The following is a 21,025-nucleotide window of genomic DNA, read 5'->3' on the forward strand; positions in this document are numbered from 1 at the left end:
TTCAAAATGTATAAATATTTATATGTATCATTAATATGCGGTATGTTAGCTGGTGCAGGTATATTTTTAAAATTACCTATTTTTCCTTCATTATTTTTACCAGTTATGATTGGTATCATCGGTATCATTGCTGCATTAATAACGATACCTAACAAAGAGATAAATGGATTATTAAAATTCGGTGGTGTTTTAATCAATTTCATGCCGATTATGGGTGCGTTAACGCTCGCACAATAATTAATAAATTTAGTATCTTTACTTTTAGTAAAAGGTACTTTTTTTATGGGCAAGCTTTGATAAACGAATTAAGTATATATTAAAAATACAAGAATATAGATGTGTGTTTGAGGGTTAAATCTACTAAAACTACTTTAAAATAGTAAGGATTTTTCTTTAGTGTTAAAATATTTGTGGTAAAATAGAACTTAAATTGGAGGTGGCCTAAATGCCGAAAACTAGAGGTATAATCATGACTTTTGTAATTGCACTCGTTGCAACAATTATGGGAAGTAAGTTTCCTGTAGTGGGAAGTGCAATATTTGCTATTGTCATCGGGATCCTTTTAAATAATATTTTTGAAATACCTAAAAAGTATCAGGCTGGAATCCAATTTAGCAGTAAAAAAATATTGCATTATAGCATTATTGTGCTTGGGTTTACATTAAGCTTTAAATCGATAGGCGCTATTGGTTGGAAATCATTACCAATTATTATTATTACTTTATTAGCTGCATTTATTGTAGTGTATCTTTTAATGAAAGTATTTAAAATAAATGAAAATTTAAGTATTCTCATTGGCGTAGGCACATCTATTTGTGGTGGTTCTGCTATTGCAGCAACAAGCCCAGTCATTAAAGCTAAAGAAAATGAAGTAGCATTTGCTATTTCAACAATATTCTTATTTAATTTAATAGCAGTTTTTGTATTTCCACCACTCGGTCATTTATTAAATATGGGAGAAACTGCATTTGGCTATTTTGGTGGCACAGCCATAAATGATACATCCAGTGTGATAGCTGCAACATCAAACTATGGAAGCACGGCATTGGAAACGGGTGCAATCGTAAAATTAACACGTACGTTAATGATCGTACCAGTAGTATTATTTTTTACATATAGAACAATCCGTAAAGAAAAATCAAAACAAACTGATACATCAATTACGAAGATATTTCCATGGTTCATTGTTTGGTTTATTGCTGCTTCTATAATTAGTACAATTTTTAATTTTTCGCCTACTGTTATTAATATATTCCAGCAATTATCATTATTCTTAATTACGATGGCAATGGCAGGCATAGGTTTGAGTGTTAATTTTAGACAATTTAGAAAAGCCGGCGCAAAACCAATTTTATTAGGTTTAGTGACATGGATAGTTGTAATTGTAACAAGTTTAATATCAATGAAATTGGTTCATTTATTATAATAATTGTTTGAGAGCATTTTTTTGAATATAATGAGAAAATAGAATTTTTATATGAGATAAGGAGTATCTAAATGGCAGAGGAAACAAGTTATTTTTGGTTAAATTGCGGGTATAATCGCTGGAATCATAACGAACCCTTAGTTGGTCAAACGACATTATTTGAATCAGGTGCACAATTTAATCCGTCACAGGGTTTCCGGTCTTTTAAACAAGCTAAAGTTGGAGATAAAGTTATATTTTACCAAGTACAAATGGATACAGGCTTACTTGGATTTGGGGAGATCACTAGTGTACAGTCAGGCGCTCAAAATAAAATACGCGTTCATTTCGAATTATTGGAACAGTTGAAGCCTTTAACTACTGATTATTTAAAAAGAAGTGAACAGTTAGAGTTTCGAATAAGCAATATGAAAGAAAAATTATTTAACCAAATCACGCAAAATGAATTTGAATTAATTGTGAGTTTAGGAAAAGGTGAAACTAAAATTCCTAGGTACTTCTTTATGTCAGAAGAACATGAGTTTGAGCCTAATTCATACAATACGATTTACACACACACATATAACGGAATCAAACGAAACGGTTATCATTTTTATACCCAACTAGAAATTGGTGACCTATTAGTCTTTTATAATAAACATAGAGATCAATCAGTGATTGGTATTGGAGAAGTGAGTCAACACATTCATGAAAAATCGCCAATCCCTGGGCGTACAAATAGTACTGCTATTGAAGTTTATTTTGAAAAAGAAATTGAGCCTGTAACATTAAGTACATTAAATAAACATCCTAAATTAAAGAATTTATATTATTTACAAGAAAATGCCAAACAAGCGATTGCTAGTATGTCTCGTGCTCAGTTTGAAGCTATACTTGAAATGAGCGAAAATGATGGGATGAAATCACAGTTTGAAGCAGTTAAAAGTGACTACATTATTGATAAATCTGAAGATGATATCAAGCCATTCATACTTTTAGTTGTTGATAAAGGTGAAGGATTAAAAGCTGCAGAAAACTTATTACAAAAGACAAATGCCAACCCAGTGATTACAGCTGGACACCCTGATTTTACAGAAGACATGCTTTATGGCAAATACTTACCAAACGAAGCGGGAGCATTATATTATAGAGAAGGTTTTATTACAAGTCTCATGCCTAGGAATGATAAAAGTTACTTAGTCATAGATAATTTTAACCGTATCGACCCTGATATCTTTCAAACGTTTATTAACGTATTAGAAGGTTATGAGATGACCTTACCAAGATACAATCGAGATGGAAGTATGATTAAATGGTCTAGAAAAAGAGACTCATTTTATCATTTTAATCCTAATTGGCATATTGTTGGCATCACATACGACAGTTTAAACGAAATAAAACAAAAGTACACAGAACAGTTTTTAAAATATACAAGAATCGTTAAAGTAAACCAAGATTCATAACGCGCCCAGATTGTTAATAAAAAATGTTGAAAATATAACATATGCTGAGATTAGCTATGACGAAATCTATGATGATAGATTTTCTCGTAGCTAATTTTTAGTTATAGAGAGAAGTAAGTCAAGCGGTCTCTCGGATGCTTTCTACTTATTAAGTTAACAAACGCGTTTTAAAAAATGGGTGTCCTAGACCTTTTCATTTAGCTTCATTAGCCGCTGACAATATATAAGAGATATGGGTATAATATATTTAATGATTTATTTTTATCAATTTAGGATATAATAGAAATGTAAATGCATAAAGTTGAATCTTGAATTAAGATAGACAGTAATAAAGGAGAGATATATATGCCAATAATTTATTATGATGGCAACTGTGTGTATTGTTACAATTATGCAATTTGGCTTATCCAAAAAGGTTTGTCTAGACGTTACCAATTCGCCAAACTACAAGGTGATACAGCACAAGGTATGTTTTATAATTATCCAGAAACTAAAGAACACGATAGTGTTATTTTGCAAGAAGGAGATCATTTCAAATATAAATCAGATGCAATTGCTTCATTGATTTCATCTTTGACAAGTTATAAATGGTTGGGTGTTCTATTATATTTAACACCTAAATTTTTAAGAGATTTTGGTTATCAACTTTTTGCAGATAATAGAAATAGAATGTGGAAAACACATTGGCATAAGCCTAATGATTATGAAAAATCATTTTTTATTGACTGAATAGATGGAGGAAAAGAACATGGGGAACATAATTGTGATTGGTAGCGCATCAATTGATTTAGTAGTAGAAACGGATATTTTACCTAATACAGGAGAAACAGTAATGGGTAAATCATTTTTTACAACACCAGGTGGGAAAGGCGCTAACCAAGCAGTCGCTGCTGCACGTTTAAGCAATAATGTGTATATGATTGGAGCAGTAGGTGATGATGACAACGGCACACAAATCCTTTCGAATCTTGAAAAAAATAATGTGAATATTGATTATATGGATAAAATTGAAAGTGAAGCATCTGGAACTGCGCATATCACATTATTTGATGATGACAACCGTATTATTGTAGTGCCGGCAGCAAATGATTATGTAACGCCTGAAAAAGTAATACCAAAACTTAAATATTTTGAAGCTGGCGATATCATTTTGATGCAACATGAAATACCAAAAGAAACAATAAATGAAGTAGTAGACTTTGCAGTAAATCACGATATGCGGGTGATGTTAAACCCTGCGCCATATCGTCGTTTAGATCAAGAAGTAATTGAAAAAGTTAACTGGCTGACACCGAATGAATCAGAAAGTGAATTATTATTTAAAAACGAGGTTGACCGGGCATTAATGGCTTATCCTAGAAAACTTATTGTAACAAAAGGAGCTACAGGTGCTGTGTTTTATAGTGATTCTCAACAACTAGTTAAGGGTTACAAAAAAGAAGTTATTGATACTACAGGTGCTGGTGATACATTTAATGGTGCATTAGCTGTAGCACTAATTGAAAATAAGCCATTAGAAGAAGCGGTTAATTTCGCTAATTTAGCAGCTGCTTTTTCTGTTACAGGATTAGGTGCTCAAAGTGCGATGCCATACAGAAAAGAATTGGATTAAATATTGTGTGTATGGGTATAATAGTAGTGGATAATTAAGTGATAGATTAAATTATAATAATTATAAAGAAGGTTCTAAAATAGCTTTACAGATTATAACTATTATAATATAATAATTATTATAATAAAGAAATTGAGTATCGCTTAATTATAATCATAACTTAAAAGGAGAGATTTTTAATATGTCAAAAAATAATGAAGAAGTTGTAAAAGTATTAAACCAACAAGTAGCAAACTGGACTGTTGCATTTACCAAATTACACAATTTTCATTGGTACGTAAAAGGACCAAATTTCTTCTCATTACACACAAAATTTGAAGAATTGTATGATGAAGCAAGTCAATATATAGATGATTTAGCTGAACGTATTTTAGCGGTTAATGGTAACCCAGTAGCGACTTTAAAAGAAAGTTTAGAATTATCAATTATCGAAGAAGCTGGAAAAGACTACACAGCTGAACAAATGGTTGAAGAATTATCTAATGACTTTGACAATATTTCAAAACAATTAGTAAATGCAATTGAAGTTGCTTCTGATGCTGAAGATGATGTAACAGAAGATATGTTCATCGGTATGCAAACAGATATTGATAAACATAACTGGATGTTAAAATCTTATTTAGGAAAATAAACAATTACAGTGAAATGATTGATAAAAAGGTGAGGCCGAAACATTATATAATGTTTCGGCCTCACCTTTGGTATGAACGATAGATGATTACAATAATAGGGAGATGTATCAAATTTTGATTTTGGAGTTATAATTTTTAGGAAAAGTGATGGTAAGAGACGAAGACTTCCGTCTCATTTTTTAAAATATTTGATACGACTTCAGTGTTGTTCCTAATTTTTAAAGCAAAAAGCCAAAGTCAAGTTTCTTTGACTTTGGCTTTTTGGTTCCTCAATTTTGAAATAGCTCATTTTAAGATTTAAATCGCAGTCTGTGCTTATTTACATCTTAATTGTGGCGTATTTGTCATGGATTGATTACTTGTTATTACAATAACCAAACTTAAGTCATCCATATAGGATATCAATGATTTACTCAGCGATTTCTAACGCAATTTCCATCATTTGTGTAAATGAGTTTTGGCGCTCTTCAGCTGTTGTTGCTTCATCACGTAAAATATGGTCACTTACAGTAAAGATACCTAAAGCTTTTTTATTAGCGTAAGTAGCATTTAAGTAAAGTGCAGCAGATTCCATTTCGATGCCTAAGATACCCATGCGTTGCCATTTTTCATTAAATGTTGAGTCTGCATTGTAAAATGTATCTGAGGAAAGGATATTACCAACATGCGTATTAGCGCCAATTTCATCTGCTTTTTGTTTCGCTTTTAAAATTAAGTCGAAATCAGCCAAAGGTGCAAAGTGGCCAGGAATATTATATTGTTCAACATAGCTAGAGTTTGTAGATGCCCCTTGAGCAATGATAATGTCATATAAGTTTACATTTTCTTGTAATGCGCCACATGATCCAATACGGATAATCGTTTCAACATCGAAGAAATTATAGAGTTCATACGAATAAATACCAATACTTGGGACGCCCATGCCAGATCCCATCACAGAAACTGTTTTACCTTTGTAAGTGCCTGTGTAGCCAAACATATTTCTAACTTCATTAAATTGTTCAACGTTTTCTAAGTAATTATCTGCGATATATTTTGCGCGTAATGGATCTCCGGGCATTAAAACAGTTTTAGCAATTTTTGCTCCGTTAGGTTGAATGTGTGGTGTAGATTTTGTCATAGTCTTCTTCTCCTTTAAATTCTTTTATCAAAATAAAGATAACATTTGTTTATTATTTTTGCGAATTTTTGTAATATAGAGATAAAGCCCATGTTGTGATTTTATTAAATTTATTTGAATATATTATAATTTTAAAGAATAAAAGTAATTTCATACATATAATATTTTAGGAGGAATTAGAATGAATTATGCAAAATATATAGATCATACACTACTAAAGCCGGAGTCTACAAGAACTCAAATTGATAAAATACTTGATGAAGCGAGCGAATATCACTTTAAATCAGTATGTATTAACCCGACTCATGTAAAATATGCTGCTGATAAATTGAAGGGCACTGACGTTTTAGTATGTACAGTAATTGGCTTCCCGTTAGGCGCATCAACAACAGCTGTAAAAGTATTTGAAGTTGAAGATGCTATTAAAAACGGTGCATCAGAAATAGATATGGTTATCAATATCGGCGCTTTAAAAGATGGGCGTTATGAAGTAGTTCAAAAAGATATTGAAGGTGTAGTGGCAGCAGCAAATGGCAAAACGGTAAAAGTGATCATTGAGACATGTCTTCTAACTGATGAAGAGAAAGTAAAAGCTTGTGAGTTAAGTCAAGCTGCAGGCGCAGATTTCGTCAAAACTTCAACTGGATTTGCTGGCGGCGGCGCAACACCTGAAGATGTGAAATTAATGAAAGATACTGTAGGTAATGCATTAGAAGTTAAAGCATCTGGCGGGGTAAGAAACTTAGAAGATTTTAATAAAATGATTGAAGCTGGAGCAACGCGTATTGGTGCAAGTGCAGGGATTCAAATTATTCAAGGTTTAGAAAGTGATACTGATTATTAAAGTTATCTAAACTATAAAATAGACACAGTATAATTTGTGTTTTTTTGGGGGAGGCCAACTCATATGAGAATGGTAGATATTATTGAAAAAAAACGTGATGGTCAAGCATTAGATAAAGACGAAATTGAATTTTTTATTAATGGTTATACCAACGGTGAGATTCCAGACTATCAAGCGTCGAGTTTAGCAATGGCAATTTATTTCCAAGATATGAATGATGATGAGAGAGCGGCACTTACAATGGCAATGGTCAACTCAGGTGACGTTATTGATTTATCAGCGATTAATGGTATGAAAGTAGATAAACATTCAACAGGTGGCGTAGGCGACACAACAACACTCGTATTAGCACCATTAGTTGCTTCTGTTGGTGTGCCAGTAGCTAAGATGAGTGGTAGAGGCTTAGGCCACACCGGGGGCACAATTGATAAATTAGAATCTGTAAAAGGATTTCACGTTGAAATTAGTGAAGATAAATTTGTGAAATTAGTAAATGAATCTAAAGTAGCTGTTATTGGACAAACTGGTAATTTAACGCCAGCTGATAAGAAACTTTATGGATTACGTGATGTTACTGGAACTGTTAATTCAATTCCACTAATTGCTTCTTCAATTATGAGTAAAAAAATAGCTGCTGGAGCAGACGCCATCGTATTAGATGTTAAGACAGGCAATGGCGCTTTTATGAAAACATTAGAAGATGCTGAGGCATTAGCCCGAGCAATGGTGGATATTGGCAATAATGTTGGTAGAAACACGATGGCCATTATCTCAGATATGGGACAACCATTAGGTAACGCCATTGGAAATGCTTTAGAAGTCAAAGAAGCCATTGAAACTTTACAAGGTAAAGGGCCAAAAGACCTTACAGAATTAGTGATGACATTAGGTTCACAAATGGTCGTTGTAGGTGGTAAAGCTAAGGATTTAGATGAAGCTCGCCTACTATTAGAAAAGGCAATCAATGACGGTTCAGCTTTAGAGGCTTTCCGTACATTTTTAGAAAATCAAGATGGAGATGGTTCAGTAGTCGACGATGTTAATCGATTACCACAAGCACGTTTCCAAATTGATTTACCATCGCAAAAATCAGGTACTGTAACTGAAATTATTGCAAATGAAATTGGCGTTGCATCGATGATGTTAGGCGCCGGTAGACAAACAAAAGAAGATGATATCGATTTAAGTGTTGGTATCGTCTTGAATAAAAAAGTAGGAGATTTTGTTAGTGAAGGTGAATCTTTATTAACGATTCACAGTAACTGTGAACAAATTGATGAAGTTAAAGCAAAATTAAATCAAAGTATTACGATAAGTTCACATGGAGAAATTCCTACGTTGATTCATAAAATAATTACTGAATAGGAGATGGAACGATGACTATACCATTTAAAAGGGTGCATTTAATTGTCATGGATTCAGTGGGTATAGGAGAAGGCCCAGATGCTAAAGCATTTGACGATGAAGGCAGCCACACGTTGAAACATACGCTCGAAGGTTTTGGCCAAACGCTACCTAATTTACAGCGATTAGGGTTAGGTAATATTGCACCCTTACCTGTTATTGAACAGGTAGCTAAACCTGGTGCGTTTTATACTAAGATGAGTGAAGCTTCCGTTGGTAAGGACACTATGACCGGTCATTGGGAAATTATGGGATTAAATATTATGCAACCCTTTAAAGTTTATCCTAATGGTTTTCCAAATGAACTAATCAACGAAATTGAAACAATGACAGGTCGTAAAGTAGTAGCTAATAGACCTGCTTCAGGTACACAAATTATTGATGAGTGGGGAGAGCACCAAATGAAGACGGGTGATTTAATTGTTTATACATCAGCAGACCCAGTGCTTCAAATTGCTGCTCACGAAGATATTATCCCACTAGAAGAATTATATGATATTTGTGAGAAAATTAGAGAATTGACAAAAGACCCTAAATATCTAATTGGTCGAATTATTGCTCGTCCATATGTTGGCGAGCCGGGTGATTTCACAAGAACATCTAATCGACATGATTATGCTTTAAAGCCATTCGGTAAAACGGTAATGAATGAATTAAAAGACAAGGATTATGATGTGATTGCTTTAGGAAAAATTAATGATATTTACGATGGAGAAGGCGTAACTGAAGCCATTCGTACTAAAGATAATATGGATGGTATGGATAAATTGGTTGAAACGGTACAACGCGATTTTACAGGCTTAAGTTTCTTGAATTTAGTAGATTTTGATGCGTTATATGGTCACCGTCGTGATAAAGATGGGTACGCGCAAGCTATTAAAGATTTTGATGATCGTTTGCCAGAACTTATCGATCATCTGCAAGAAGATGATTTAGTTATCATTACTGCAGATCATGGTAATGACCCAACAGCTACAGGAACAGACCATACAAGAGAATATATTCCAGTACTTATGTTTAGCCCTAAAATAACGAAATATCATGAACTATCTATGGATGATACATTCAGTTCAATTGGCGCGACAATTGCAGATAATTTTGGCGTTAAACTGCCAGAATTCGGAAGAAGTTATTTAAAAGAAATGGGTGTTGATAAATGAAACGTTTAATGAGAACCATTTTAGGTATAATATTTAGTACTGCTGGCGTATTACATTTTTGTCATGAGTCTAATTTCAGAAAGATCGTACCTGAATATTTACCATTTAGAAAATCTGCAGTCTTAATAACAGGTGTTTTTGAAATTGTTTTTGGCATAGTATTAATAGTTAAACAACCTACACGTGGCTTTAAGAAACTTATTAATAGCTTTTTATTAGCAGTACTGCCTGCTAACATTTATATGGCTAGAAAAAATATAGCGCTAGGTGATAAACAATTACCTACATGGTTATTATATAGTCGCGTCCCGCTACAATTTGTATTAATAAAAATGATTAATAAATTATAAAAAAGATAGAAATAATTACGTAGAATAACCATTTTGCTTTAGTTATCTATTACAAATAAAAAAGAAAGGCTAAGATATCATACCTTAGCCTTTCTTTTTTATTATTGTTAATTTCCATTTAACGTGATTATCGTTTATTGGCCTTTACCGTATATATCGTTCCACTGATTTTTTTTATCTAAAAAGACTTGTGCAATTGTTTTAGCGCCTTCTAATGAATGACTAGCAGCCCACCCACATTGGACTTCATTACATGCTGGTACTTCTGTAGCCGTTAACACATCTTGAATTGTATTTTCAATGATATTTAACACATCATCATAATCATTATGGTTGATGAATGATACATAAAAACCAGTTTGACAACCCATTGGACTGATATCAACTACTTTATCTGAATGGTTTCTAATATTTTCAGCCATTAAATGCTCAAGTGAATGTAAACCAGGCATATCCATATGCTCTTTATTAGGTTGTTTAAAACGGATGTCATATTTATGAATAACATCTCCATTAGCACCTTCCATTTTACCTGCAAGTCTAACAAATGGTGCCACTACAATTGTATGATCTAAATTAAAACTTTCAACGTTCATTTTTGGCATATGATATCCTCCTAAAATTAATTATTAATGTAATTGTAACAAGAGCGGGTGGTATTTACAATTTCTATAAATTATAAAGATAAAGATAATACTATTATTTTTGAAATTCAAAAAAATAATGACAGAATTAAATAAACCCGATAAAATGAGTAATAATTAAAATATATTTTGCACATCTGTTATTGATGATGTATCGTTCAAAAACATAATTAATAGATAATACAATGAACTTGAATACAGGGGGATATTGAAAATGAGACATGAACAAACAGTGTTAGATTATATAGAAAATGAAAAATTAACATATGTAGAAATGAGCCATCAAATTCATCAAAGACCTGAATTAGGAAATGAAGAAATATTTGCTTCAAGAACATTAATTGAAGATTTAACAAAACATGGCTTTGAAGTTGAAACGAATATTGCAGGTCATGCGACTGGTTTCATCGCTCGTTATGATTCAGGATTAACTGGCCCAACAATTGGGTTTTTAGCTGAATATGATGCTTTACCTGGTCTAGGTCACGCATGTGGTCATAATATTATTGGAACGGCGAGTGTTTTAGCAGGCGTTGGATTGAAACAGGTAATTAACAAACTTGGTGGAGAAATTATCATCCTTGGCTGTCCTGCTGAAGAAGGTGGTGTCAATGGTAGCGCTAAAGCCTCCTATGTAAAAGAAGGTATTATTGATGAATTAGATGTCGCGCTCATGGTACACCCCGGCAATGAAACTTATAGGACAATCGATACTTTGGCGGTAGATGTTTTAGATATTAAATTTTATGGTAGAAGTACACATGCTTCTGAAAATGCTGAAGAAGCTAGAAATGCTTTAAATGCCATGATATCTTATTTTAATGGTGTGGCTCAATTGAGGCAACATATTAAAAAAAGCCAAAAAGTTCATGGTTGTTATTTTAGATGGCGGGAAAGCAGCAAATATTATTCCAGGTTATACACATGCTCGTTTTTACACACGAGCAACATCTCGTAAAGAATTAGATGTATTAACAGAAAGGGTAGGCCAAATTGCAAAAGGCGCTGCGATTCAAACTGGATGTGATTATGAATTTGGTCCTATTCAAAACGGCGTAAATGAATTTATAAAATCTTCAAAATTGGATGATTTATTTGTTAAGTACGCAACAAAAGTAGGAGAAGCAGTTATTGACGATGATTTTGGTTATGGTTCTACAGATACTGGAAATGTAAGTCATATTGTCCCAACCATTCACCCTCATATTAAAATTGGTTCTAGAAACTTAGTAGGCCATACGCACCGTTTCAGAGAAGCAGCAGGTAATAAACATGGTGACCAAGCTTTAATCAGAGGTGCAAAAATCCTTGCATTAATGGGATTAGAATTAATAGAAAATAAGTCAGTATTTAACGCGATTATTGAGGAGCACCATTATACAAAGGGGTACAAAAAATGAAAAAACTAAGCATGCAACACCCTAAATTAACACTTAGTGATATATATAACAATGACGTAGTATATACTGCTAGACCATCTTATGTTTCAAATCCATGGTTAAACCCAGAAGAACACCAATCCAATTTTTTAACAGGTAGAGAGCTTATTATCGCTGATCAAATACCTGTTATAGTGCATGAAGCGAATGTTACAGATAAATTGAAAATTTTATTTGATACAATCGGCAAAACGATGCCTACAAATATTTATACTTTTTATGACCAACAAAGTTACGAGCAAACGATAAATAAATTAGCTAAGCAAGACCGTAAACGCATTTATTTTCAATATATCCATAACGAATCGATTTTAGAGCAAAAATATTATGCTATAGATAAAGATGTCTTTGTAGCTTTAAATAATAAAGCACGCATACCAGAATGGACAAACCATAAATATTTACCCGCACGTGATGTTGTGAATATTTGCGATTTTGAAGATGCAGTATCACATTGGCGATTCCCTTTTGTCGTGAAGCCGGGCGATTATTTGCCGACAGCTGGGGGTTATGGGGTTATGATTTGTTATAATGAGTCAGATTTAACTAAAGCTAAATCTCGAATCGCAGAAGCACAGGAAGAAACACATACATTGATTATTGAACAAAAAATAGAAGAAATAGCCAACTATTGTGTGCAATTTGCATATGAAAAAGATGAAGGCATTCGTTATATTGGAACTTCAGAGCAATTAACAGATGAATACGGACATTATAACGGCAACGAAAATGTACATGATGTGCCTGAATCCATTATTCAAGCTGGAAGAGAAATTATGGAAATTGGCGTATCCAAAGGTTTTATTGGAATTGCAGGATTTGATTTATTGTTAGATAAAAATGGAGATATTTTTGCGATTGATTTAAATTTTAGACAAAATGGTTCTACCAGCATGTTGTTGTTAGAGCCAGTCATACAAGATGGATACCAAAAGTTTTATAGTTATATCGCACCAGATAATAATGAACATTTTTTTAATACAATTTTAAAGTATGTGAAAAATAATCATTTATTTCCATTAGCTTATTATGATGGAGACTGGTATGAAAACGGGCATGTGTCTTCAAGATGCGCTTGTATTTGGCATGGGAAGGACAAAAAAGAAGTAGCTTGTTTAGAGCAACAATTTTTAAATGAATTAAAAGTCTAATAAGTGAAAAATTACAAATGATGTTTGATTATTGTAGAAATCTGAGTATATTTATTGGATGCTTTAAAATTTCGAAGTGAATTGTGTGGCGTTAATTGACTCTAGCAATAGACTCGTTTATATTCTAAATATGGTTAAATAATATAAATGAATTGAAGGTGTAATTATGTCTTATAAAGCAAGTTCATTTTTTCAAGATATACTAGTAAATGAAATTTTTTATGTAGCAACAAAATCAAAACAACTCATTAGACATGAAGTATTAGGAAAGGAAATTATCTGTGTTTGGACAAATAAAGAAACAGCTGAGACTTTCTTAACTAAACATGACACCGATTATGACCAAATTAAAAAAATTGATATTGATCGTTTTGTAACATATGAAATAGACGATGTGTTCGAAGAAGGTGAGGAAGTATTGATGGATCCTTCCTCACAAACTGATGGAGATTTAGTTAATATTGTTGAAGCAACGAATGAATTAATGTCAGATTTGGATGAAATTCGGTTAAAAGAATTTGTAATGGATGTTGCTAAAGAAGATGCTGTGTTCGGTCTCTCTAATAAAGAGGCTAAGCAATTTATAATGATCAGTGATGATGAACACCAAAAACCGCACATCATGCCGGTGTGGAGTATCCGAAATAGGGCTGAAAAAGTAAGAAATGAAGATTTTGAAGAATGCGATATTATCGAAGTAGAAGGCGAAGTATTTGCAGAATGGTTAGATATTTTGAGAGATGATGACAAAGCAGTAGCTGTTGATTTGAAACCGGGCGTAGTAGGCACTGTAGTATCAGCGCAAAAAATGTTAGATCAATTACCGTTTTAGTCGAGAAATATATGAAGTGATGGATCTAGTTACTAGTTATAAATATGCAGCATATTTAAGACAGTAACTGTTCCTATTTTTTACCATGAAATAAGTATTGAATCCATTTCAGCGTACTTATTTCATGGTAATAATTGTTTTAAAGATGTATTGCGCCTAACGCACCAGAAAATGCCCCGTGTTCAATATAATAGGGTTTAAAACCACGTAATACAGTGTAATCTTCAACAACTTCTTTTAGTAAGTCATTATTATGGAATGAAGACCCAATGTAAGCTACATTTTCAGTTTGATATTCTCTTGCGACTGTAATAGACATCGTAGTAATGACTTCACCTACAACTCCAATCAATGATGCTAATTTATCAGCGTTAGAGAAGCTTTTATCTAAGTTATGTAATACATGGCCAAAATTTGCAGCAGTTAAATCACCTGAAATAGGTGGTTCACTATCTTTATAAATGTGTTTTACTTTTAAATCAATGAATTCACGATCGCCTTTTTGGGCTGTGTCTGTTAATTGTTTATAGTCTTTCAGTCCAGTCAGCAAGTAACCAAGGCCTTGTATCATTCCGCCACCTGCGCCTACACCGCCGACACGTTGTTGTTTTTTACCGTCTGAAAAATGAAGTGATGTGCCCGTCCCTACATTGGTAAATATATAATTGTCTAATTGGTGTCCTTGCTCCTCTAACAAAATTTCAAGTCCATTTGCAGCAGCATCAAACTCTACAAAAATCCGAGATGGGCACGTTAACCTATCTCTTATAGTACCAGCTTGTCCTCCTGTTAAACTAATACTTTCACACACTTGTCGGTCTAACCACTCGATGACTTCATTAATTTCAGTGGTTAATCTGGTAGAATATTCACGTTTTCCATCATAATCTTGGACAATTTTTATGAGCGTTCCACCGGCATCAATGCCTATTTTCATCTATTTATCCTCCTAAAATATTTACGTTATAACTTATATTATAATAAAATTTAGGAAAATCAAATATAGAGAATTGGAAAGGGATAATTTGAACGATGTCCAGCCTTTTTATTAGAATAGCAAGATAAACAAAGCATACTTTTTACAAAAACGTATTTGGTAGTACAAAGGAAAAAACTATATTCTAAACGGCTAGTAGATGGTAATAACCTCACAAATTAACGTCCCGGGCGTATAAATGTAAATGCGTCATGATACGCATAGTATCATGATTAACGTTCGACGGTTTGTCCCCTTAAAAAGAAATGTATAATTCATAAAGTAAGGTCAAGTATGGTGATATTCCTAAAGCATTCTAAAATGATGGGCATGATGAAGTGAAAAGTAACCTGGAGTAAATTGGAATGTGAACTGTTTTTTGAACTATTAATAATTTGAAATATTCATATTTAGATTATTTTAAATCAAATGTGGTATTAATAACTAATTAACAAGTTAAAATAATAGGGGATAAGATATGTTTATTAAAGAATCGTTTGAAAATATTACGATACAAGTATTTGAAAATAAGTATAAAACTGCATTACATCATTTTAAATTAAGCGAGCGGCAACAAATATACTCCTCGTTACCTAAAGATGTACTCGACGATGCGCTCAGTGATAAAGATAGAATAGCTAATATTGCATTAAATGAAGATGGAGAAGTAGTAGGCTTCTTTGTGCTACATCAATATTATCAACACGAGGGTTATGACACACCCAAACAAGTCATATATGTGCGATCTTTATCTGTAAATGAACGTTTCCAAGGATATGGGTATGGTACAAAAATGATGATGCATTTACCACAATACGTACAAAAGTTATTTCCGAGTTTTAATCATTTGTATTTAGTCGTAGATGCTGAAAATAAAGGCGCATGGAATGTATACGAACGGGCAGGCTTTATGCATACTGCTACAAAAGAAGAAGGACCTATTGGTAAGGAACGTTTATATTATTTAGATTTAGATTTGAAGCATGTATCTTCATTAAAATTAAAACCTAATGATAACGAATCACCTTTCGAAACGCATCATATGATTGATATGATTAAGGATGGCAGTAAAGTTGGTTTTATTGCAATCGAGCAACATCAGCAACGAATTAATATAAATTCTATTGAAGTGAATAAAGGTGAGAGACATAACGGTATTGCTGAAAGTGCATTAAGACAACTGCCAACCTATATTCGAAAAAAATTTGTAGGCGCGCAATTTGTTACGATAACGCTGTACGGGGAACGCAATGAATTAAAACCGTTATGTATAAACAGTAACTTTGTTGAAATTGAAAGCGGCGAAGATTTTGCTGTATTTGAAAAATATATAAATTATTAAATGCGTTTGCGAAATCAAGGATTGTCATTTATAATTTACTTTTGTTATTATTACTTAAGATGAACAGTACTGATTTGGATAAATGCATAAATGCCTCTGAAAGGAAGAATAAATAATGAGAATTCAAGATTACACAAAAGAAATGGTTGATGAGAAATCATTTATCGATATGGCCTATACGTTATTACTTGAAAAAGGCGATACAATGAATTTATATGATATCATAGATGAATTTAAAGCGCTTGGTCATTACGAAGATAATGAGATTGAAAATAGAATCGTACAATTCTATACTGATTTGAATACAGACGGTCGTTTCTTAAATGTTGGGGAAAATATTTGGGGACTACGTGACTGGTATTCAGTAGCAGACATTGAAGAAAAAATAGCGCCAACGATTCAAAAATTCGATATTTTAGAAGAAGAAGATGAAGAAGATAAAACATTGAAATTACTTGGCGAAGATGATGCAGACGAAGATGATGATATCCCGACAGCGACGGATGACCAAGAAACTTTAGAAGATCCAGAAGACCCGGATGAAGAAGAAGTTGACGAAGAAATTCCCGAGAATGAAATCGTGATCGATGAAGAAGAGGAAGAAGATGAAGATTTAGAAGAAGAAGATGAATATGAAGAAAATGAAGATGACGAAGAAGAGGAAGAAAAATAATTCATTATCTACTAATATTCATTTGACTTTTCCCGTGAAAATGATAAAATTTTATTCGGGCTCCTTAAATTAGGACGACGTGTATAAATGTTATACGCTCCCCCTTACAAATACTGTGAGAGGGAGCGATTTTTTTATTTGAATTACTATATAAAGTTTATAAAATATTAATTTATGACGCTATTTTCCGGGGTTATGCTTTTATCATATGAACAATAGGAAATAGGCGTTTACATAAATGATAATTACTTCAATGTTTAATAGTACATGCCATATATTTTGTTGGTATTGAATGAATTACTGTTTTAATAATAATAGGAGGCAGAAAATGACAAAATTTATTTTTGTAACTGGTGGAGTTGTATCTTCACTAGGTAAAGGTATCACAGCAGCATCTTTAGGACGTTTATTAAAAGATAGAGGATTAAAAGTTACAATCCAAAAATTTGATCCATATTTAAATGTTGATCCTGGCACTATGAGTCCATATCAACACGGTGAAGTTTTTGTGACAGATGATGGTGCAGAAACAGATTTAGATTTAGGTCACTATGAAAGATTTATCGACATTAATTTAAATAAATATTCAAACGTTACTGCTGGTAAAGTTTATTCGCACGTCTTGAAAAAAGAGCGTCGCGGTGATTATCTGGGAGGCACAGTCCAAGTTATCCCACATATTACCAACGAAATTAAAGAACGTTTGCTTTTAGCAGGCGAAAGTACAAATGCTGATGTAGTTATTACTGAAATAGGTGGTACAACGGGTGATATAGAATCATTACCATTTATCGAAGCAATTAGACAAATACGTAGTGATTTAGGACGCGAAAATGTAATGTACGTACATTGTACACTTTTACCATTTATTAAAGCTGCTGGTGAAATGAAAACGAAGCCTACACAACATAGCGTTAAAGAACTTCGTGGGTTAGGTATTCAACCAGACCTAATTGTAGTACGTACAGAATATGAATTAACACAAGATTTAAAAGATAAAATTGCATTGTTCTGCGATATTAATAAAGAAAGTGTAATTGAATGTCGTGACGCAGAATCATTATATGAAATACCGCTACAACTGAGCCAACAGGATATGGATGATATTGTAATCCGTCGTTTAGAGCTAAATCCAAAATATGATACGCAATTAGATGAATGGCAATACTTATTAGATACAGTGAATAGTTTAGATGGTAAAATAACGATTGGTTTAGTAGGGAAATATGTAAGTTTACAAGACGCATATTTATCAGTAGTCGAATCACTTAAACACGCGGGTTATCCATTTAAAAAAGATATTGATGTGAGATGGATTGACTCAAGTGAAGTTACTGATGACAATGTTAAAGAGGTACTTAGCGATGTTGATGGTATTTTAGTGCCTGGTGGCTTTGGTTTCAGAGCAAGTGAAGGTAAAATATCAGCTATTAAATATGCTAGAGAAAACAATGTACCGTACTTCGGCATTTGTTTAGGCATGCAACTTGCTACAGTAGAATTTGCAAGAAATGTAATTGGTTTAGATAATGCGCATTCTGCAGAACTAGATCCATCAACGCCACATCCTATTATTGATTTATTACCAGAACAAAAAGATATTGAAGATTTAGGAGGCACGTTAAGATTAGGGCTATATCCTTGTCATATTAAAGAGAACACATTAGCACATAAAATTTATGATGAAGTAGATATAGAAGAAAGACATCGTCATCGTTATGAATTCAATAATGAATATAGAGATCAACTAGAAGAAAATGGCATGGTTTTCTCAGGTACAAGCCCAGATGGACGATTAATTGAAATGGTAGAAATTCCGAAAAATGATTTCTTTGTTGCTTGCCAATTTCACCCAGAATTCTTATCAAGACCGAATAGACCACAGCCTATTTTTAAAGCGTTTATTGAAGCGTCATTAAAGTATCAACAAACAAAATAAAGATATTAACGTGATAATAGCAAAGTTATGAGTGCTTTCGAAACGTAGCGTAGATATAATTACGTTGACCTCTTATAATTATCACTAACTTTGCCAAAAACTTCATGATTTAATATTCATGAAGTTTCGAATGCGGCTAATTACTATTACTGGCATTTATGATTTTAGTGTAACAAACTTAAAAAGCGCATCTTCATTTTTGAAATGAAGGTGCGCTTTTTATATTTGGACAATTTGTAGAGGTTAAAGTGTAGTATATGTAAAAAATCGTTTTATTATTCTAAAGATCTAGATCTCTAACCATTTCAATCATTTGTGTATATATATCATAATAAATATAGCTAAAAGCAATTGGATGAGGCGTAACAATTTTATCGTAATCCTCAGTATACACAATCGGTCTCGGTGTGCTTAAATTGATGAAATGAAATAGATGGTCTTGAAAGATTTCTGTTTTGGGTTTATTACAAATTAAGACAAAATCAACATCACAATCAATTAAAGTTTCAACATCTTTTTTTAATTGTTCTGTATAATAAGGCGAAAACAATAAAACTCTATCAGTAGTATCAATATCTTTAAATGTGTTGATTGAAGCTAGCGGGGCGCTAGATTTTAGTTTTTCATTACTATTTAGGACATAATCTTCAAAAAAATTTAAATCTTCATACCCTTTAACATATACAGTACCCTCACCTCCGATTGCTTGAATTAAACATTGCGCAGCCATTTGAACGTCTAACGCTTGGGCTTCGATGCGATTAAAAACGCCGTTTAATTGTGTATTTAAAATTTTAGACATGTATGTACCTCCGTTCTATTCACTCATTGTAATTAATGGTAAAAAATATTGCAATTTTATATAAAAAAAGAAATTTAAAGGGTAATTTAAAAGGAATAAAATAAAAAAATAAATTAGAAACGCTTACAATTGAATAGAAGAATGCAAAATGCTTGTGGTTTTGATATAATTAGATTGTAAAAATATGTGCAAATGCACTAAGGAGGAACTTTCATGCCTTTAGTTTCAATGAAAGAAATGTTAATCGATGCGAAAGAAAATGGTTATGCGGTTGGTCAATACAACTTAAATAACTTGGAATTTACACAAGCTATATTAGAAGCTTCACAAGAAGAAAACGCTCCAGTTATTTTAGGAGTTTCTGAAGGTGCTGCGCGTTATATGGGTGGATTCTACACAGTAGTTAAAATGGTTGAAGGATTAATGCACGATAAAGCAATTACAATTCCAGTTGCAATCCACTTAGACCATGGTTCAAGTTTTGATAAATGTAAAGAAGCGATTGATGCTGGATTTACTTCAGTTATGATCGATGCTTCACACGAACCATTCGAAGACAACATAGCAACTACTTCAAAAGTTGTTGAATATGCTCACGAACATGGCGTGTCAGTAGAAGCTGAACTAGGCACTGTAGGCGGACAAGAAGATGATGTGATTGCTGAAGGCGTTATCTACGCAGATCCTAAAGAGTGTCAAGAACTTGTTGAAAGAACTGGTATCGATACTTTAGCCCCAGCATTAGGTTCAGTTCACGGACCATATAAAGGTGAACCGAAATTAGGATTTAAAGAAATGGAAGAAATCGGTGCTTCAACTGGTTTACCATTAGTACTGCACGGTGGTACTGGTATCCCAACAAAAGATATTCAAAAAGCGATTCCATTTGGAACTGCGAAAATCAATGTCAATACAGAAAACCAAATTGCTTCTGCTAAAGCAGTACGTGAAGCTTTAGATAAAGATAAAGAAATGTACGATCCTCGTAAATATTTAGGGCCAGCACGTGAAGCAATTAAAGCGACAGTAATTGGTAAAATTAAAGAATTTGGCACTTCAAATAGAGCTAAATAATATTATTATTTTAAAGTGGAGTAGTGCAGAAATCCACTTTATCTAATATCATTTCATTGTTCCATTAAGGCATTAATAATTGGAAGGAAAATCCTGTTACACCGGTGTTTTCAATCCAGTAGCTACTGCCAATTTAACGAATAAGCCTGAGACAAAAAGTAAT

At 33.0% G+C, this 21,025-nt stretch carries 20 protein-coding genes and 1 pseudogene; 17 read left to right on the forward strand and 4 right to left on the reverse strand.

All coding sequences use genetic code 11. The annotated features are described in order from the left end of the window. Positions 1–6 precede the first annotated feature (6 nt). The 6 genes from BJG89_RS04485 (at position 7) to BJG89_RS04510 (ending at position 5,111) form a co-directional block, all read left to right on the forward strand. On the forward strand, positions 7–237 hold the full coding sequence (locus tag BJG89_RS04485) for a hypothetical protein (protein WP_096808749.1): 231 nt from the start codon (positions 7–9) through the stop codon (positions 235–237). A gap of 208 nt (positions 238–445) precedes the next feature. Then, positions 446–1,426: a YeiH family protein gene (locus BJG89_RS04490; RefSeq protein WP_096808750.1), complete on the forward strand. Its 981-nt coding sequence runs from the start codon at positions 446–448 to the stop codon at positions 1,424–1,426. 71 nt (positions 1,427–1,497) lie between these two features. Then, entirely contained in the window at positions 1,498–2,868 is a 1,371-nt protein-coding gene (locus tag BJG89_RS04495; protein WP_096808751.1) for an EVE domain-containing protein, read from the forward strand. Between the two features lie 345 nt (positions 2,869–3,213). Continuing rightward, the gene (locus tag BJG89_RS04500; RefSeq protein ID WP_096808752.1) at positions 3,214–3,597 is read left to right on the forward strand and encodes a thiol-disulfide oxidoreductase DCC family protein; all 384 of its coding nucleotides are present in this window, start codon (positions 3,214–3,216) and stop codon (positions 3,595–3,597) included. 19 nt (positions 3,598–3,616) lie between these two features. Continuing rightward, positions 3,617–4,480, forward strand: coding sequence for a ribokinase (gene rbsK, locus BJG89_RS04505; protein WP_096808753.1), 864 nt, complete (start codon positions 3,617–3,619; stop codon positions 4,478–4,480). Positions 4,481–4,661: 181 nt separating this feature from the next. Beyond that, positions 4,662–5,111 carry a Dps family protein gene (locus BJG89_RS04510; RefSeq protein WP_096808754.1) on the forward strand — a complete coding sequence of 150 codons (450 nt, stop codon included), beginning with the start codon at positions 4,662–4,664 and terminating at the stop codon, positions 5,109–5,111. 410 nt (positions 5,112–5,521) lie between these two features. On the opposite strand, the gene deoD is transcribed toward BJG89_RS04510, so the two are convergent. Continuing rightward, on the reverse strand, positions 5,522–6,232 hold the full coding sequence (gene deoD / locus BJG89_RS04515) for a purine-nucleoside phosphorylase (protein WP_096808755.1): 711 nt from the start codon (positions 6,230–6,232) through the stop codon (positions 5,522–5,524). 181 nt (positions 6,233–6,413) lie between these two features. On the opposite strand from deoD, the gene deoC reads away from it, so the two are divergent. The 4 genes from deoC to BJG89_RS04535 all read left to right on the forward strand — a co-directional run bounded on the left by deoC (position 6,414) and on the right by BJG89_RS04535 (position 9,990). Continuing rightward, positions 6,414–7,076: a deoxyribose-phosphate aldolase gene (deoC, locus tag BJG89_RS04520; RefSeq protein WP_096808756.1), complete on the forward strand. Its 663-nt coding sequence runs from the start codon at positions 6,414–6,416 to the stop codon at positions 7,074–7,076. A gap of 63 nt (positions 7,077–7,139) precedes the next feature. After that, positions 7,140–8,441: a pyrimidine-nucleoside phosphorylase gene (locus BJG89_RS04525; protein WP_096808757.1), complete on the forward strand. Its 1,302-nt coding sequence runs from the start codon at positions 7,140–7,142 to the stop codon at positions 8,439–8,441. An 11-nt stretch (positions 8,442–8,452) separates the two neighbouring features. After that, positions 8,453–9,640 (forward strand): phosphopentomutase, encoded by a 1,188-nt coding sequence (gene deoB, locus BJG89_RS04530; RefSeq protein ID WP_096808758.1) that lies wholly within the window; start codon positions 8,453–8,455, stop codon positions 9,638–9,640. Then, complete coding sequence (locus BJG89_RS04535) at positions 9,637–9,990, forward strand: DoxX family protein (RefSeq protein WP_096808759.1); 354 nt, start codon at positions 9,637–9,639, stop codon at positions 9,988–9,990. Before deoB ends, BJG89_RS04535 begins: the two co-directional genes overlap by 4 nt. A 134-nt stretch (positions 9,991–10,124) precedes the next feature. Here the strand turns inward: BJG89_RS04535 and BJG89_RS04540 are convergent, their stop codons facing one another. Further along, complete coding sequence (locus BJG89_RS04540) at positions 10,125–10,595, reverse strand: S-ribosylhomocysteine lyase (RefSeq protein WP_096808760.1); 471 nt, start codon at positions 10,593–10,595, stop codon at positions 10,125–10,127. 253 nt (positions 10,596–10,848) lie between these two features. On the opposite strand from BJG89_RS04540, the pseudogene BJG89_RS04545 reads away from it, so the two are divergent. From BJG89_RS04545 to BJG89_RS04555, 3 genes and pseudogenes are all read left to right on the forward strand, one after another. Beyond that, positions 10,849–12,034 (forward strand): annotated as a pseudogene (locus tag BJG89_RS04545) (M20 family metallopeptidase). Then, positions 12,031–13,224 (forward strand): L-aspartate--L-methionine ligase LdmS, encoded by a 1,194-nt coding sequence (gene ldmS, locus BJG89_RS04550; protein WP_096808761.1) that lies wholly within the window; start codon positions 12,031–12,033, stop codon positions 13,222–13,224. Before BJG89_RS04545 ends, ldmS begins: the two are co-directional and overlap by 4 nt. A 166-nt stretch (positions 13,225–13,390) precedes the next feature. Continuing rightward, complete coding sequence (locus BJG89_RS04555) at positions 13,391–14,056, forward strand: DUF2750 domain-containing protein (protein WP_096808762.1); 666 nt, start codon at positions 13,391–13,393, stop codon at positions 14,054–14,056. Positions 14,057–14,195: 139 nt separating this feature from the next. On the opposite strand, the gene coaW is transcribed toward BJG89_RS04555, so the two are convergent. Further along, positions 14,196–14,993, reverse strand: a complete 798-nt coding sequence (gene coaW / locus BJG89_RS04560) for a type II pantothenate kinase (protein WP_096808763.1) — start codon at positions 14,991–14,993, stop codon at positions 14,196–14,198. Between the two features lie 517 nt (positions 14,994–15,510). Between coaW and BJG89_RS04565 the strand changes: the two genes are divergently transcribed. The 3 genes from BJG89_RS04565 to BJG89_RS04575 all read left to right on the forward strand — a co-directional run bounded on the left by BJG89_RS04565 (position 15,511) and on the right by BJG89_RS04575 (position 18,986). Further along, a complete protein-coding gene (locus BJG89_RS04565) occupies positions 15,511–16,374 on the forward strand; it encodes a GNAT family N-acetyltransferase (protein ID WP_096808764.1) in 864 nt (287 codons plus the stop codon). A 115-nt stretch (positions 16,375–16,489) separates the two neighbouring features. Continuing rightward, positions 16,490–17,047 (forward strand): DNA-directed RNA polymerase subunit delta, encoded by a 558-nt coding sequence (gene rpoE / locus BJG89_RS04570; RefSeq protein WP_096808765.1) that lies wholly within the window; start codon positions 16,490–16,492, stop codon positions 17,045–17,047. A 328-nt stretch (positions 17,048–17,375) separates the two neighbouring features. Continuing rightward, positions 17,376–18,986 (forward strand): CTP synthase, encoded by a 1,611-nt coding sequence (locus BJG89_RS04575; RefSeq protein WP_096808766.1) that lies wholly within the window; start codon positions 17,376–17,378, stop codon positions 18,984–18,986. A 280-nt stretch (positions 18,987–19,266) separates the two neighbouring features. Here the strand turns inward: BJG89_RS04575 and BJG89_RS04580 are convergent, their stop codons facing one another. Further along, the gene (locus BJG89_RS04580; RefSeq protein WP_096808767.1) at positions 19,267–19,788 is read right to left on the reverse strand and encodes a DUF2529 family protein; all 522 of its coding nucleotides are present in this window, start codon (positions 19,786–19,788) and stop codon (positions 19,267–19,269) included. A 213-nt stretch (positions 19,789–20,001) separates the two neighbouring features. Between BJG89_RS04580 and fdaB the strand changes: the two genes are divergently transcribed. After that, a complete protein-coding gene (fdaB, locus tag BJG89_RS04585) occupies positions 20,002–20,862 on the forward strand; it encodes a class IIb fructose-bisphosphate aldolase FdaB (RefSeq protein WP_096808768.1) in 861 nt (286 codons plus the stop codon). Positions 20,863–21,025 lie beyond the last annotated feature (163 nt).

Origin of the sequence: Staphylococcus nepalensis, from assembly GCF_002442935.1 — a bacterium.
Classification (GTDB): Bacteria; Bacillota; Bacilli; order Staphylococcales; family Staphylococcaceae; genus Staphylococcus; species Staphylococcus nepalensis.

Bases quoted from the DNA above. Each gene is read 5' to 3' on its own strand.
- BJG89_RS04485 (WP_096808749.1), top strand. From the start codon at position 7: ATGTATAAATATTTATATGTATCATTAATATGCGGTATGTTAGCTGGT.
- BJG89_RS04490 (WP_096808750.1), top strand. From the start codon at position 446: ATGCCGAAAACTAGAGGTATAATCATGACTTTTGTAATTGCACTCGTT.
- BJG89_RS04495 (WP_096808751.1), top strand. From the start codon at position 1,498: ATGGCAGAGGAAACAAGTTATTTTTGGTTAAATTGCGGGTATAATCGC.
- BJG89_RS04500 (WP_096808752.1), top strand. From the start codon at position 3,214: ATGCCAATAATTTATTATGATGGCAACTGTGTGTATTGTTACAATTAT.
- rbsK (WP_096808753.1), top strand. From the start codon at position 3,617: ATGGGGAACATAATTGTGATTGGTAGCGCATCAATTGATTTAGTAGTA.
- BJG89_RS04510 (WP_096808754.1), top strand. From the start codon at position 4,662: ATGTCAAAAAATAATGAAGAAGTTGTAAAAGTATTAAACCAACAAGTA.
- deoD (WP_096808755.1), bottom strand. From the start codon at position 6,232: ATGACAAAATCTACACCACACATTCAACCTAACGGAGCAAAAATTGCT.
- deoC (WP_096808756.1), top strand. From the start codon at position 6,414: ATGAATTATGCAAAATATATAGATCATACACTACTAAAGCCGGAGTCT.
- BJG89_RS04525 (WP_096808757.1), top strand. From the start codon at position 7,140: ATGAGAATGGTAGATATTATTGAAAAAAAACGTGATGGTCAAGCATTA.
- deoB (WP_096808758.1), top strand. From the start codon at position 8,453: ATGACTATACCATTTAAAAGGGTGCATTTAATTGTCATGGATTCAGTG.
- BJG89_RS04535 (WP_096808759.1), top strand. From the start codon at position 9,637: ATGAAACGTTTAATGAGAACCATTTTAGGTATAATATTTAGTACTGCT.
- BJG89_RS04540 (WP_096808760.1), bottom strand. From the start codon at position 10,595: ATGCCAAAAATGAACGTTGAAAGTTTTAATTTAGATCATACAATTGTA.
- ldmS (WP_096808761.1), top strand. From the start codon at position 12,031: ATGAAAAAACTAAGCATGCAACACCCTAAATTAACACTTAGTGATATA.
- BJG89_RS04555 (WP_096808762.1), top strand. From the start codon at position 13,391: ATGTCTTATAAAGCAAGTTCATTTTTTCAAGATATACTAGTAAATGAA.
- coaW (WP_096808763.1), bottom strand. From the start codon at position 14,993: ATGAAAATAGGCATTGATGCCGGTGGAACGCTCATAAAAATTGTCCAA.
- BJG89_RS04565 (WP_096808764.1), top strand. From the start codon at position 15,511: ATGTTTATTAAAGAATCGTTTGAAAATATTACGATACAAGTATTTGAA.
- rpoE (WP_096808765.1), top strand. From the start codon at position 16,490: ATGAGAATTCAAGATTACACAAAAGAAATGGTTGATGAGAAATCATTT.
- BJG89_RS04575 (WP_096808766.1), top strand. From the start codon at position 17,376: ATGACAAAATTTATTTTTGTAACTGGTGGAGTTGTATCTTCACTAGGT.
- BJG89_RS04580 (WP_096808767.1), bottom strand. From the start codon at position 19,788: ATGTCTAAAATTTTAAATACACAATTAAACGGCGTTTTTAATCGCATC.
- fdaB (WP_096808768.1), top strand. From the start codon at position 20,002: ATGCCTTTAGTTTCAATGAAAGAAATGTTAATCGATGCGAAAGAAAAT.